Raw genomic sequence first — 13,632 nt, 5'->3', positions numbered from 1 at the left:
CTGGTTCGCGTCTCTAGCGTGGGCCGGATGGATGACTCGCGCGCCGAACTGTCGGACGAGCTGCTCCGGTTCCTGGAGTCGCGGTACGCCCTCGACCGCGGCGACGTCCGCGACCTCGGCGGCAGCCTCAACCGCAACCTCCTACTGCACAAGGGAACCGAGCAGGTGGTGGCGCGGGTCTACCGCCAGTCGGTCAGCCCGGGGCGCCTGTCGGACGTGCAGCACGCCCGATCGGAGATCGACCGCGCCGGCGTCCCATGTGTCGAGGTGGTCCCGGCGCTGGACGGCTCGCCGTTCGTGCCGTTCGAGGATCGGCTGATCGAGGTCGAACGCTACGTCTCGCACGACGGTCGGATGAACACCGCTTCGCGGATTCGGAGCGGCATGCCGTGGCTCGGCCGCATCCACGCTGTGCTGCGCGACCTCCCGCTTACCCGCGGCGGCCGGTCCGCGGGGATCGTGAACCACATCGAGCCGGACCAGGTTCTGGAGGGCACGGCTCGCGGGACCGCGCGGATTCGGAGCTGGGTGGGGTTGACGCCTGACGAGGTATCACTCGCCGATCGCTCCGACCGGCTGGCTGCGGCGGTGGCCGCTGGGGAGACCGAGTTCGTCGGGCTGCTGCCCCGGCAGGTGGTGCACGGCGACTTCTGGGACAACAACGTCTACTTCCGCGGCGAGGAACCGGTCGCCGTCGCCGACTTCGACTTCATGGGCGAGCGGACCCGAATCGACGACCTTGCGTTGACGCTGTGGTTCTCCGACTGGGACTTCGACTTCTGGACCGCCGGCGAGCGGATCGCCGCGCTGGTGCCGCTCGTCGCCGCCTACGAGACCGGGCTCGGCGAACCCCTGACCCCGGCCGAGAGGGCGGCGCTCCCCTGGGCCTTCGCCCGCCAGCCGCTGTGGGGCATCGGCGGCTGGGTGGCACGGCTCGAGGTTGAGGAGCACGCCCGCCGTCACGCCAACGAAACCGCGAAGGACGTCGTGCGCGCCCTGCTGGTAGTCGACGAGATCGACCAATGGGTGGCCGGCTTCGCGTAGCAGCAGCGTGCGCCTCGAGCGGCCCGGTCTCCGCGCACCGCTCGCCTGCCCGAGTGGCAGCCCGGCCCAGAGGCAGCCCAGAAGCGGAAGCAGCCTGGAGTAGCGCAGGGTGGGGCGCTTCGTGTGGGAGCAGCGCGCACTTCCTGCAGGCGAGCCCGCAGCCGAACGCTCGCCCAGCCGCCCTGCCCCAGCGGTCGCGGTGGCAGCCGACTCTGCGCCAGCCCGGCATGGTCGGTGGCAGGCCGCAGGCGGTGGCTGCCAGCGCCGTGGGCGGGCTTCGTGTGGGGCAGCGTGCCCCTCGGGCGGCCCAGCTCGCCGTCGGACGCACGCCTGCCCGGTCGCACGCCAGCCGAGGGTGGCGGCCGGGACAGCGGCGGCAGCCCGGTGCCGGTCGCCGGTGCCGGTCGCCGGTGGGCGGCTTCGCGTAGGTGGGCGGGCACCGCGGGCGGCCCAGCTCGCGGCCGGGTCCCCTGCCTGCCCGGACCGGTCGGCGGCAGGCGGCGGTGGCAGGCGTGCGCTTTGCCGACGCGGGCATGGTGTGGCCTGCGGGTGGAAGTGGGCTGGGCGGCTGGCTTCAGGTGGGCAGGATGGCGTCCGGGTGGTCGAGGAGCCATTGGCTCAGGTCGAGGGACGGGCGTTGGCCGCACAACCAGTCGATCGGATCGGAGGCTGCGTGCCAGGCGGCGCAACCGAAGTAGAGGCGGACTGCGGCCGTGTACGGAGCCAGAGCGCGGCGTTCGACCGGCGTGAGGGTCCAGCCGGCGGCTGCTTGGTACTCCTCGATCAGTGGCGGGACCTGTTCCCACGGAAACGCGGCCGGATCGGTCGGTACGTCGCCGTCGACGGTGAGGACGGTGTGGGTGAGGGCGAACGCCAGGTCGTGGATGCGCGGGCGCCGGGCGGAGTGGCCGAAGTCGAGGTAGATGGTGCGGCCGGTCGGGGCGCGCAGGACGTTCTCGAGCTTCAGGTCGCCGTGGACCAGTTGGGTCGGCAACTGGCTCGGTGGAACCCATCGGTTGCGGATCCGCCTGGTCACCACGTCGAGCCCTTCGGCCGCGGCGGTCGCCTCCGGATGGTCGCGGGCGGCGGCATTCGTCGGCGGAATCCAGCTGCGCAGGGTGCCCGCCGCCGCGTAGTGGGTGTGCAGCGGGCGCGGCAGCTCGACGTCGGTCGTGGCGAGGACGCGGTGGATGGTTCCCATCGCGCGGTACAGCCAGCGGTACGCCGGCCATGACGGCGGGAGCTGTTCGTTCGGCAGGAAGTGCTCGATCTCCGCGAGCGAGGTGCCGCAGCGGATGACAGTCGCGCCGCGGTGCGGCAGTGCGAGCGGGACGATCAGGCCGGACGCTGCCGCCGCTTGGCGCAACCGCTGGACCGCGCGGATCCTGCGCCGGCTGAGGTAGCGCGGGTGCACGTGCAGGACCAGATCGCCGTCGGTCGCACTTTCGGCGCGCTCGCCTTCGTTCCGAGCGGACCGCTTCAACCGGAAGTTGACGCTTATCCATCCGCCGAGGCGGACCGCTTCGGCATCGGGCGCGATCTCGGCCGCGAGCTTCAGGATCTCCTCGTCGGTCGGGACGGTGGAACCGCTCGCTGGTACGACCATCGCGCCATCATCTGGCGACGACCAACCGCTGTCCAACCATTTGCGGTGGCTACACCCGCGGGCCGTCACCCGCCGGTCGCAGCTTGCGGCACTGGGCGTAGAGGGTTCCCGGCACCTCTTGCCAGATCGCTCGGTCGCCCACCGGCTCCACCATGCGCGTCAGGCAGAGTCCCTGGCTCGCAAGGGTGTTGAGGTAGGTGCTCAGCGTCCGGTGATGCGCGCGTCGTGGCAGGGCCGCCCACCTCGTCGCGCTGTCGTACGGACCTTCCACGAAGTATTTCCCGACCGTCCTGCGCACGGAGCCGTCCACGTGGTCGACGAGCTCGCCGTCGGCCGGCGTCTTGTAGCAGGGGTGCACGATCGAGAACACGAACCATCCGTCCAAGCGCAGCACGCGCCCGACCGCCGCGACGACCTGCTCGAGGTCCGGGATGTCCATCAGCGCCATGTGACACACGACCGCGTCGAAGCTGTCGTCGTCGAGGGCACGGAGGTCACGCGCATCACCCTGTAGGTACGTGATGCCGCTCGGCTCGCGCTGTTCGAACTCCCGCGCGTACGCGAGCAACCGTGCCGACGCGTCGACCCCGACCACCTGCGCGCCGAGATCGGCCAGCCGGCGTGCTTCCCTGCCCTGCCCGCAGGCGACCGCCAGCACCCGGCGACCGGCCACGTCGTCGAGCAGGTCCTCGAAGACCGGATCGTGCAGCGTCGATCCGTTGGCGGCGACTGCTTCGTGGTAAGCGTCGGCGACCTCGTCGTATGCGGCGAATGCGATGTCCATGCCGACCTTCATAGCATCGCCGGCTGCCGCGCACGAGCTCCAAGCCGAGCCCCAGCTCAAGCTCAAGCCGCTCCGATTCACACTGTTGAGTTGTCAGTGGTCGGGCATGGCATCACCCACCTCAACAGCGTCGATCGGCAGGAGCCAGCGCGCCATCTCGTCTCGGTCCTCTGGCGCGAACGTGGCAAGCCAGTCGTCGTCCCGTCGCCTGGACAGTCTGATCTCCTGTCGCTTGGTCAGGCCGACATCACGGTTCCAGCGCATCTCGCTGCGCCGGACCGCGTTGGCCGCCCGGCGGCCGCGTGCCGGCGGGACCAGCCCGCTTTGTTCGAGGAACGGTGGACGTCTCATGGTGGGCTCCTTGAGGGAGAGATGGGGATATATTAGAGTGTATGTTCGAATGAGGCAAGTGAGAGTTTTCGAACTGCGATTGACGTGGAAGGGGAGGTCAGGCAAGCTCTTCGTGGGCGGGATCGGTATTGGCGCAGACATCGAGCGCCTGATCCCCGCTCCCCTTCGTACACATCCGCTGTCGAAGGGACCTTCGAAGATGACTCACCTGCCAAGCCAGGCCGCCCTGGCCTGGGCAAGCCGCGCACTCCATCCGGACGCGACCGTGCTTTCTGTCGAGAGCCTGAACGTCGGCCGTGGCCCGTGGCTGCTGCACGTCGAGGAGCCGGGCCACACCCGAAACGTGGTGTTGCGGGTCGCCGGCCGGATCGGGCCGGAGCAGATCGCCACCGGCGCGGCGGCGCTGCGATACGCCGAGGAGCACGGGCTGCCGGCTCCGCGACTGCTCGCCGCCGACCTCGACGGCCGCACCGCCGGAGTACCGGTCACCCTCGAGACCGCACTGCCCGGCAGCAGCACGCTGCCGGATCACATAACGGCGGCACACCTGCGCGCAGCCGGAGCCGCACTCGCCCGCGTACACAAGATTCCGCTCGAGCCGCGTCCCGACCTGCCGCTGCGCCACCGCCCCACGTCGGCCGACGACCATGCCCGCATGCGCCGGTGGGGTACGCTCTATCGCGCGTGTCCGGACGACCAGAAGGACAACGTCGTCGACTCGCTGTGCGAGTGGTCCGGCATACCCGCCAAAGGGGTCCGCGGCTGGGTGAACCAGCCGCTGTCGACGCCGCTGTTGCTGTGGGCCGACGACTGCCTGCGCGAGTACGGCCGGCCGGACGAGCCGGTCGGCTTCGTCCACGGCGACGTGTGGTGGGGCAACACGCGGTGGGACGGCGACACGTTCCTCGCGCTGATCGACTGGAAGGACTCCGGCGCCGGCAATCCCGGCGTCGACCTCGGCGGCTTCCGGTTCCAGATGGCGCTCACGTATGGCCGGCAATGGCGGGACTACGTCACCGATGGGTGGGAGCGCGAGGCCGGCCGGCGGGCCACCCACGTGGCCTACTGGGACGCGGTGGCCGCGCTCAACACGCAAACCGTCCTCGACGGCTGGCCCGGCCGCGACGACGAGGGAAGACCGCTCGACGCGGCCGCGGTGACCGCACGCCGCGACGCGCTCCTGCGTGACGCCATCGACCGGCTCTGACCTCAGCCATCGACGTGATCAGCCGGTCGTCCGGGCCGCCGCTACCCGCGGTCTGGACGACCGGCGCGCGACGGCGGTACGAACACGCAGAACTCGTTGCCTTCCGGGTCGGTCAGCACGACCCACCGGTGACCGACCTCGTACAGCTCGCCGGACACCCGCCGGGCGCCGAGCCGTTCCAGCCGTTCGACTTCGGCCGCCAGGCCTTCGATGTCGAGATCCAGGTCGAGGTCGAGATGCATCCGGTTCTTGCCCTGCTTCGTCTCCGGAACGCGCTGCAACAGCAGGGTCGGCCCAGAAGTTGGCGTCGTCAGGCTGAGGTACGGCGACGCGTCGAAGGCACGCCGGTACCCCAGCGGCGCCAGCGCGGCGAGCCAGAACTCCGCCTGCGCCTCGAGGTCCACACAGTCCAGCGTCACGACGATCTGCATGCCCGAAACGTACGAACCCACGGCATGCGACCGCAACCAGGTATACGTTCCGGGTGGCCGGCCGACGGCGGTTACAGGAGCTTGGTCAGCAACGCCGTGAGCCTTCTGCGTTCGGGCCGCGTTGAGCTTGTGCGTCATCGGATCGATCAGCTCGGCCGCCTCGCCGGCCACCACGTCCCCTCAGCCAGGCGGCCATCCCGTCGGCCGCCTGGCCGCCAAGATCGCTGCCGGCACGTTCGAGATCTGTGCACGAGCCGTCCCGCTCGCCGACATCGAGACCGCCTGGACGCAAGCCAACGGCGCCGAACGCATCGTCGTCACCCCGTGATGAGCAGCCGCTTGAGCGTCTGGACGTGCAGGTTCGCCAGCTCGACCCGCGTGACCCACGCGAGCGGGTCGTCGTCGTGGCGGTCGGCGTCGGTGTCGAAATCGGCGGTGATGCGGTACGACAGGCCGTGTGCTTCGCGGTATGCGACGCTGAGGCCCATGCGTTCGGCCACGAAGGGCCACTCGACGTCGTTGGCGATCGAGTCTTCGGCGCCGTGCTCCACGATGACGGCGGCGGCCTTGCGAGACATCGCCCGGGTGGCGAACATCAGGTCCCAGGCGCGCCCGGTGGCCAGCCGGTAGACGTGGTTGACGATCGCCTCGGTGTCGCGGAGGCGGCGCGGGCAGGCGTCCATCGCGCGTTGGGTCCGGCCGATCACAACGAAGTCGGCCGGCAGCTCCGCGAGATGCTGCCGGAGCTCGGCGGGATCCGTCTCGATCCAGCGCAGTGCGTGGTCGAGGTCGGCATGCAGGACGACGGACGGCTCGAACGTCGTCGCCAGCCGGACCGCCTCCCTGCGGTGGGTGCCGATGCGTTCGGCAGCAGGTTCCGCCCGGCCGACCGCGGCGCCGAGCTCGTTCTCGAGGAACGAGACGACGGCGTTCGACGTCGCCGTCGTCGCCAGGACGCCGATGCCGTGGAAGACCTCACGTAACGGATCGGCGAGTCTCCGCAGGCCGTCGAGGAAGTGACCGTGCGGATCGTGGACAGTCGCGGCGAGGGCGGGCCGGTCGGCCGGGTCTGCGTCGATCACCTCGTCACCCTAGCCAGCGCAACCGGTCAGGAATCGAGAAGCGCCGGCCGCCGGACCGGACCTAGCGTGACTGCCATAGAGATCCGCGGTTCCGCATCGAGGAGGTCCAGATGAACTGGAGCAAGACCATCAGGCAGGTACACCGTTGGCTGGCCATCATCTTCACGGCGACCGTCATCGCCAGTTTCGTCGCGATCGCGCAGGCAGAACCTCCCCTGTGGGTGCTCTACACGCCGCTGCCGCCGCTGGGCCTGATGCTGTTCTCGGGGCTGTACATGTTCGTCCTGCCGTACGTCGCGAAATGGCGCGGCGGACGGCGCGTGGCGACTGAGGCGTGACCCGGATGTGCTCGGCGAGGCTGGGTCCGCCCGCGTTGACAAAGGATGGTCTGCCGAAGCTTGCCGCGAGCCCGGAGACCGAACCACGCGATGATACGGGGACTGACGAGCCGGCAAAGGCACGGCCGCCGACGCGCTCGCGACCTGACGGCGAGCCAGAATCCGGTCCTCCAAAGGCAGAAGGCTCACTGCGTTGCTGACCAGCTATTGGGCACCGCAGTCCAGCTGACCGCCGGCCACGTGCGCACCGCTCGGCAGCCCGGCAGCGGCGGCGGATCGTCCAGGAAACACCGCCAGCTCCTCCGCGAACCTGTCCCGCGCTGCCCTGCAAATGACGTGTGCCCGATCCCGCCGAAGCGGACAGCCGTTGCCAGGCCAGGCGCGGCGGCTTACACACCCGGACTCGCCGTCGTGGCGTCGATGACCGATCCGGCGGCCGAGTCGCCGAGCACATGCCGGACCGGACAGCGGACGGACTCGGATCCATTCAAGCGGGATCGGGTTGGATGGGGGGATGCAGACCGTGCGCCGCGCCGAACCCGCCGATATCCCTGCCTGCGTGGGCATCGTGCGTGCCCTGCCGGACTACTTCACCGACGACGTGCCGGCGAAGGTCGAGGCCGACCTGCGTACGCATGCCGCGTGGGTGGCCGTACGCGACGACACCGTGATCGGCTTCGCCGTGGTCGAACGACGTTCGCGGCAGGCCGCGGAGATCCTGTGGCTCGCCGTCGCGCCGGACGCGCATCGCACCGGTGTCGCGACCGGCGTTGTGGACCGGGCGCTGGGCGAGCTCGCCAACGACGGCTTGCGGGTCGTCGAGGTCAAGACGCTCGACGGCAGCGCAGGCTACGCGCCGTACGACGCGACCCGCGCGTTCTGGGAGCACAGTGGGTTCGTCCAGGTCGACACCATCGATCCCCTGCCAGGCTGGCAACCCGGCAATCCGGCCGCGATCTACGTGGCCGCGCTCGCGCCCACCCGCGCAGGCGTCAGCTGACCGGCGTCCACGCATACGCACCGTCGCCGTGGCGCTCGATCCGCCCGAGGCCGGGGAACGGCAGGTGATAGGCGTGCACGAGCACCCGTTCGTCGGTCGCCCAGGCCAGCAGGGCACGACGGCTGCTTACGGACGCCTCCACGTCGAGGTCCCAGGGTGTGCGCCAGCCGGGATGACGCAGCTGCAGCCGATCGTAGAACAGGTCGCCGACACACAGCAGCCGCTCGCCGCGTGACTCCAGGAGGTACGCGGTGTGCCCCGGCGTGTGCCCCCTGGCGTCGACCGCACGCACGCCCGGCAGGATCTCGCTACCAGCCTCGAACGGGTGCAGCCGTTCACCGAACAGCCGGATCGCCTCGCGGGCGGACTCCAGATGCGGCGCCGCCCCGGGTTCGGCCGGCGAGGCCGACCAGTAGGCGACCTCGGCCTCGTGGGCGTACGCGACCGCCGCCGGGAAGGCCGGCTCACCGGGCCAGACCGCACCACGCGCGTGGTCCTGGTGCAGGTGCGTGAACACCACAGCGGCGAGCTGGTCCGGCGCGGTGCCGGCCTGCGTGAGGCCGGCGCCGAGCTTGCCGACCAGCGGCTCCATGTACGGCCCGTACCCAAGGAACCGCGCGCCCAGCCCGGTGTCGACGATCGCCACGCCGTCCGCGGTCTCGACGAGCAGGCAGTTGTATCCACACGTCAACGTCGTACGCCCCTCGGCTTCGGCAGCAGCACGCAAGGCCGCGGCCGGCACACCGGAGTCCGGCGTGAAGAAGTCGGCGAGCTCCGGTTCCAACGGCGGCTCCGGCTGCCCGTCGCTGATGACGACACAGGACAGCCGCCCGATCGAGAAGCGGTGGATCATGGCATGACCAGATCGACCTCGAGCCAGCGCGCCAGGTCCCTGATCTCCCGGTGGACGGCGGTCGTGACGGTCTTGGTGAACGGGACGTCCTCGTGAATCGCGTTGACCCGGAGCACACCGGCCTTCCGATCGACGATGGCGTCGAGCTTGCCGACCAGCTGGTCCTTGTGAAGGATCGGCAACGCGAAGTAGCCCCAGCGACGGTTGGCCGCCGGCTTGTACATCTCCAGCTGATAGTCGAAGTCGAACAGCTCGATCGCCCGCTTGCGATCGTGGATCAGCCGGTCGAACGGCGACAGCAGAGCGGTCCGGCCGGTGAACGGCTGTCCGAGCTGGTCGAGTGCTGCCGGGTCGACGCGCCAGTCGCCCTTGACGCCCTCGACCCGCACCTCCGAGCCGACCTCGCCCACATCGAGCGGCTCGACCGGGATCGCCTGTCCCTTGGCCCGGGCGATGCCGAGCGCCTGCAGCCGTCGCTCGCCGCGCCTGCGTTCCGCCTCCTCCGCCGGCACGACCGGGTCGTCGGGGTAAATCCGGGAGGCCAGGTCCCACAGCCGTTCGCGACCCACCCGGCCGGCGATCGCGACGTCGCCGGAGGCTGCCATGAACCCCAGCAACTGCGTGACGTTCTTGTTGTTGGTCCAGCCGGTGGACGCCCAGGGGACCGCACAGGTGTCGGGGAACTCACGAGACTGCAGCGGGCCGTTCGCCTCGAGCCGGGCGAGGATGTCGCGCCTGCAGGCGTCGTTTGCCCGGACCCACTCGCGGCGCTGCACCTGCCAGTCGCGGAGGCCCACAGCCTCCTCGACCGGGACCTTCCAGGCCTCCATTTCGGCGCGGTAGAGCGCGATGTCCTCCGCCGGACGGATCAGTGCCCCCAGCTCGATCAGCGTGCGGTCCTCGAGTGCCTGCACCAGGTCCTTCGGTGAGTACGAGGATCCGAGCCGGGTCCACGCCACAAGATCGGCGTTCGGCGCGATCGCGGCCGTGGGGTCGAGCTGCAGAAACGTCAGCCGGCGTACGACCGTCAGCAGATCGGCCGGCCTGGGCTTGTCCAGCAGCTGCGCCCGGACCGCGATCCGCCGCGCGTCCTGCCGCGGGAGCTCGTGCACCGTCATGCGCCAAGGCTAGACGATCTGTTCCAAGGGGTCGCCGGTCAAGCGCGCGGCGCATGGCGCCGTTCGTGGGGATGGGCACAGCCGGAGGAGGAACCAGGAGGGGCCTCCGGCGATCGACGACAACGCAGCCAGCGTGGATGCCAGGCGTCGCGCGTCAGGCGACCCCCTGGAACAGATCGTCTAGGGGAGCCGAAGCCTGTCGAGCGCCGCGGTCACGGCCGCCGGGAACGCGTCCGGAGTCGTACGGCTGTGGCCGTGGCCGGCGTCCACGATCGTCAGCTCGGCGGTGGTCCACCGCTGGGCGAGATCCCAGGCCAGGTCGGGCGGGCAACTCACGTCGTGCGCGCCCTGGACGATCGCGCCGGGTATGCCGTCGAGGCGGCCGGCGTCTCGCAGCAGCTGGTCGTCGTCGAGAAAGCCGGAGTTGCGCCAGTAGTGCGTGATCAGCCGGGCGGACGCGAGCCGCACGTCCGGGTCGTGGTACCTCGCGGACGGCGGATTGCCCATCTGCGTGTGGTCCCAGGCGATCCACTCATGCGCCGCCCGGTCGCGTACGTACGGGTCGGGATCGGCGAGCAGCTCGGCGTACGCGTCGACGATCGGCAAGCCCTGAAGAGATGCGGGCACGATCGCGGCGAAGCGTTCCCACTCCTCGGGGTGGAGTCGTCGCAGGTCGCGGGTCATCCAGTCGACCTCGCGGCGGGTGGTGAGGGTGACCAGGCCGAGCACGAGGCCACTGACCCGATCGGGGTGAGTCTCGGCGTACGCCAGCCCGAGCGTGGTGCCCCACGACAGTCCGAGCATCGTCCAGCGTTCGACGCCGAAGAACGTGCGGAGCGCCTCGATGTCGGCGACCAGGTGCGAGGTGGTGTTGACGCTCAGGTCGGCGTCCGGATCGCTGGCCAACGGCCGGCTGTTCCCGCAACCCCGCTGATGGAAAAGCAGGATGCGATACGTCTCGGGGTCGAAGAAGCTCCGCCAGCCCTTGCCGGCGGGCGCGCCGCCCGGCCCGCCGTGGAGGTAGATCGCAGGTTGTCCGGCCGGGTTGCCGCTGACCTCCCAGTAGATCTCGTGCCCGTCGCCGACGTCGAGCAGGCCGCGATCGAACGGCTCAGTGGGTGAGTGCACGAGGAAGAAACCTAGCGAGCCACGCCCCGATCCGCGCGACAATAAGGCCCATGACGCTGCCGGCGATCGAGCTCGTGAACGGCACGGGCGCGGAGGCGCGGACCGAGCAGTGCCTGGCGGCGCTCCTGCGGGAGTACCCACTCGATCGCTGGCTGCACACCGCCCACGTACGGATCGACGAGCGAGCGAGGGTGCCGCACAGCCATCCGGTGCTGACGCTCAACGCCAGGTACTCCGGTGAGGAGTTGCTCTCCGCGTACGTGCACGAGCAGCTGCACTGGTACGTCGCCTGGCCCGGCGACAGGCCGCCGATCTTCGAGGAGCTCGGACGGCGCTACCCGGACCTGCCGGTCGAGCCGCCGGCCGGATGCGGCAGTGCGTTCTCGAACGTCCTGCACCTCGTCGTGAACTCGCTGGAGTACGTCAGCCTGGCCGACCTGCTGGGCGAGGAAGCGGCCCGGGAGCTCCTGCTGCGCAAGCACTACCACCGCACGATCTACCGGACCCTCCTCGCCGACCAGGACGAGCTGGTCCCGTTGATCACCGCGCAGGGCTGGCTGCCACTGCCGTAGCAGAAACTCCGCCGGTCGCTCTGGCCACCGCCACCGCCGGCGGGTGGACTGGACGGCATGTTGTTCATCCCACCCATCGAGCGGCAGGTGCCGCTGACCTTGCTGCCCGGACTCGAGTACGGACGGGCCGGCGACGAGCCACTACTGCTGGACCTGATCGCCCCGAGCGAGCCGGCAAAGACTCCACGACCCGCGACCATCTGGCTGCACGGCGGCGGCTGGTACGCGGGCGGCCGGGAAGGCGGGCCGACGTACTGGTGCGCGCTGCTCGCGGCCCACGGCTTCGTCACCGCCAGCGTCGACTACCGGCTCTCCGGCGACGCGACGTTCCCGGCGCAGCTCCACGACGTGAAGGCCGCGATCCGCTGGCTACGCGCCAACGCCGAGCGATACCAGCTGGACCCGGACCGGATCGGGATCTGGGGACACTCGGCGGGCGGTCACCTCGCGGCGCTCGCCGCGGTCACCGGCGACCTGCCCGAGCTCGAGGGCGACTCCGGAACGCCGTCAGGATCCAGCAGTGTGCAGGCGGCCGCGATCGCCAGCGCCCACTCGGACTTCCTCGACGCCGGTTGCGACAGCGACCATCCGGTCCTGTGCCAGTTGTTCGGCGGCACCCGCGCCGAGCAGCCGGAACTACGACGGCTCGCCAGACCGGCAATCCACGTCGACAGGAACCGGAACGCACCACCGTTCCTGATCGCCCACGGAACACTCGACGAGACCGTGCCGTACAGCCAGGCCCAGCGGCTGCACCAGGCGCTCACGACCGCCGGCGCACCGGCCGGGCTCGTCACGATCGAGGGCGGGTACCACAACTGGAACGACCAGCCGGACTCCGCCTGGCCCAAGGTGCGCTACCTCGAGTTCGCCCACCTCGCGCTCGAGTTCTTCCAGCGCACGCTATGACTTCCCGTTCGGCCGCAGCACCTGAGCGAACACCGCCACCCCGAACGCCAGCACCGCCACCACGCCGAACGACACCATCAGGTTGGACGCCTCGGCGATGCCGCCGATCAGCGACGGCGCGACCAGCCCGGAGGTGTACGTCACCGTGGCAACACCGGCGATCGCCTGCGAGGGGTTCGGTCCCTTCCGGCCCGCCGCGGCGAACGCAAGCGGCACCACCACCGCGATCCCCCAGCCGATCAGCGCGAACCCCAGCATCGCCACCAGCGGGTGCCACGCGGCCACCACCAGCACGCCACCGAGCGTCGCGAGCACACCGCTGACCCGGACCGTCGGCACCGCCCCGAAGCGGTCGACCAGCCCGTCGCCCACGATCCGCGAGACGGCCATCGTCAAGGTGAAGAACGTGGTCGCGGCCGCGGCGACAGCAGCCGAGGACGACAGCACGTCCCGCAGGTACACAGCCGACCAGTCCAGCCCCGCCCCTTCCGCGAACACCGCGCAGAACCCGACGGCACCGATCAGCAGCGCCGACTTCGGCGGCAGCGCGAACCGCGGCGGCGCCTCCTCGTCGTCCGACGGCCGCAGGTTCAGCACGCCCTGGCAGACGACCAGCCCCACCACAGTCAGCACGACGGCCGCCACCAGGTGATGCAACTGCGCGCTCGTACCCAGGTGAGCCGCCAGCACCCCCACCGCGGACCCGACCAGCGTGCCGACGCTCCACATGCCGTGCAGCCCCGACATGATCGACTTGCCCAGCCGGTTCTCGATCTCGACGCCGAGCGCGTTCATCGCCACGTCGGCCATGCCGGACGTCGCGCCGTAGACGAACAGCGCCAGGCACAGGCCGACCAGGTTCGGCGCGAGCGACGGCAGGATCAGCGCGAGCGTCCAGCCGGCCAGCAGGACCCGCTGCGCCAGCCGGGTGCCCAGCTGGTGGCTGATCCGCCCGGCGAGTGGCATCGCGAGCGCCGCACCGATCGCGGGGAACGCCAGCGCCACGCCGAGCTGTCCGGCACTCACCCCGGCGTGCTCCTGGATCCACGGCACTCGCGTCGCGAACGAGCCCGTCACCGCGCCGTGTACGCAGAACACCGCGGCCACCGCGAATCGCGCGCGACGCACTGTGCGCGCATCCTCGGCCACCGGCCGCACGGCCTCGCTCATCCGCCCTCTTCCCTCCGCCGACATCGTGTTAGCGCTACC

16 protein-coding genes are annotated in these 13,632 nt (G+C 70.5%); 7 read left to right on the top strand and 9 right to left on the bottom strand.

Annotated features, from left to right (window positions below; translation table 11 throughout):
* Nucleotides 1–27: 27 nt before the first annotated feature.
* Nucleotides 28–1,044, top strand: a complete 1,017-nt coding sequence (locus ACYVF6_RS22455) for a phosphotransferase enzyme family protein (RefSeq protein WP_460524424.1) — start codon at nt 28–30, stop codon at nt 1,042–1,044.
* A gap of 574 nt (nt 1,045–1,618) precedes the next feature.
* Here ACYVF6_RS22455 and ACYVF6_RS22450 read toward each other — a convergent pair.
* From ACYVF6_RS22450 to ACYVF6_RS22440, 3 genes are all read right to left on the bottom strand, one after another.
* Entirely contained in the window at nt 1,619–2,650 is a 1,032-nt protein-coding gene (locus ACYVF6_RS22450; protein WP_460524422.1) for a phosphotransferase enzyme family protein, read from the bottom strand.
* A gap of 49 nt (nt 2,651–2,699) precedes the next feature.
* Nucleotides 2,700–3,434: a class I SAM-dependent methyltransferase gene (locus tag ACYVF6_RS22445; RefSeq protein ID WP_460524420.1), complete on the bottom strand. Its 735-nt coding sequence runs from the start codon at nt 3,432–3,434 to the stop codon at nt 2,700–2,702.
* A 93-nt stretch (nt 3,435–3,527) separates the two neighbouring features.
* On the bottom strand, nt 3,528–3,785 hold the full coding sequence (locus ACYVF6_RS22440) for a hypothetical protein (protein ID WP_460524418.1): 258 nt from the start codon (nt 3,783–3,785) through the stop codon (nt 3,528–3,530).
* 199 nt (nt 3,786–3,984) lie between these two features.
* Between ACYVF6_RS22440 and ACYVF6_RS22435 the strand changes: the two genes are divergently transcribed.
* The gene (locus ACYVF6_RS22435; protein ID WP_460524416.1) at nt 3,985–4,992 is read left to right on the top strand and encodes a phosphotransferase family protein; all 1,008 of its coding nucleotides are present in this window, start codon (nt 3,985–3,987) and stop codon (nt 4,990–4,992) included.
* A gap of 41 nt (nt 4,993–5,033) precedes the next feature.
* Here ACYVF6_RS22435 and ACYVF6_RS22430 read toward each other — a convergent pair whose 3' ends face one another.
* Complete coding sequence (locus ACYVF6_RS22430) at nt 5,034–5,423, bottom strand: VOC family protein (RefSeq protein WP_460524414.1); 390 nt, start codon at nt 5,421–5,423, stop codon at nt 5,034–5,036.
* Nucleotides 5,424–5,544: 121 nt separating this feature from the next.
* On the opposite strand from ACYVF6_RS22430, the gene ACYVF6_RS22425 reads away from it, so the two are divergent.
* Entirely contained in the window at nt 5,545–5,751 is a 207-nt protein-coding gene (locus tag ACYVF6_RS22425) for a hypothetical protein (protein WP_460524412.1), read from the top strand.
* Here the strand turns inward: ACYVF6_RS22425 and ACYVF6_RS22420 are convergent.
* Complete coding sequence (locus ACYVF6_RS22420; protein WP_460524410.1) at nt 5,741–6,505, bottom strand: hypothetical protein; 765 nt, start codon at nt 6,503–6,505, stop codon at nt 5,741–5,743. The two genes, ACYVF6_RS22425 and ACYVF6_RS22420, sit on opposite strands and share 11 nt — an antisense overlap.
* A 110-nt stretch (nt 6,506–6,615) precedes the next feature.
* On the opposite strand from ACYVF6_RS22420, the gene ACYVF6_RS22415 reads away from it, so the two are divergent.
* Both ACYVF6_RS22415 and ACYVF6_RS22410 read left to right on the top strand, forming a co-directional pair.
* Nucleotides 6,616–6,843, top strand: coding sequence for a hypothetical protein (locus ACYVF6_RS22415; protein ID WP_460524408.1), 228 nt, complete (start codon nt 6,616–6,618; stop codon nt 6,841–6,843).
* Between the two features lie 514 nt (nt 6,844–7,357).
* Complete coding sequence (locus ACYVF6_RS22410; RefSeq protein WP_460524406.1) at nt 7,358–7,843, top strand: GNAT family N-acetyltransferase; 486 nt, start codon at nt 7,358–7,360, stop codon at nt 7,841–7,843.
* Here ACYVF6_RS22410 and ACYVF6_RS22405 read toward each other — a convergent pair.
* From ACYVF6_RS22405 to pip, 3 genes are all read right to left on the bottom strand, one after another.
* Nucleotides 7,836–8,696 carry an MBL fold metallo-hydrolase gene (locus ACYVF6_RS22405; protein ID WP_460524404.1) on the bottom strand — a complete coding sequence of 287 codons (861 nt, stop codon included), beginning with the start codon at nt 8,694–8,696 and terminating at the stop codon, nt 7,836–7,838. The genes ACYVF6_RS22410 and ACYVF6_RS22405 overlap by 8 nt on opposite strands.
* Entirely contained in the window at nt 8,693–9,814 is a 1,122-nt protein-coding gene (locus tag ACYVF6_RS22400) for a DNA glycosylase AlkZ-like family protein (protein WP_460524402.1), read from the bottom strand. Before ACYVF6_RS22400 ends, ACYVF6_RS22405 begins: the two co-directional genes overlap by 4 nt.
* Nucleotides 9,815–9,994: 180 nt before the next feature.
* Complete coding sequence (pip, locus tag ACYVF6_RS22395) at nt 9,995–10,942, bottom strand: alpha/beta hydrolase family protein (RefSeq protein WP_460524400.1); 948 nt, start codon at nt 10,940–10,942, stop codon at nt 9,995–9,997.
* A gap of 50 nt (nt 10,943–10,992) precedes the next feature.
* On the opposite strand from pip, the gene ACYVF6_RS22390 reads away from it, so the two are divergent.
* Entirely contained in the window at nt 10,993–11,514 is a 522-nt protein-coding gene (locus ACYVF6_RS22390) for a hypothetical protein (RefSeq protein WP_460524398.1), read from the top strand.
* Between the two features lie 57 nt (nt 11,515–11,571).
* Nucleotides 11,572–12,423 carry an alpha/beta fold hydrolase gene (locus ACYVF6_RS22385; protein WP_460524396.1) on the top strand — a complete coding sequence of 284 codons (852 nt, stop codon included), beginning with the start codon at nt 11,572–11,574 and terminating at the stop codon, nt 12,421–12,423.
* On the opposite strand, the gene ACYVF6_RS22380 is transcribed toward ACYVF6_RS22385, so the two are convergent.
* The gene (locus ACYVF6_RS22380) at nt 12,418–13,593 is read right to left on the bottom strand and encodes an MFS transporter (protein ID WP_460524393.1); all 1,176 of its coding nucleotides are present in this window, start codon (nt 13,591–13,593) and stop codon (nt 12,418–12,420) included. The genes ACYVF6_RS22385 and ACYVF6_RS22380 overlap by 6 nt on opposite strands.
* Between the last annotated feature and the right edge of the window lie 39 nt (nt 13,594–13,632).

This window comes from Flindersiella endophytica, assembly GCF_054779015.1.
The sequence above is the reverse complement of the archived record's forward strand: the minus strand, read 5'-3'. Positions and strand labels throughout refer to the sequence as shown.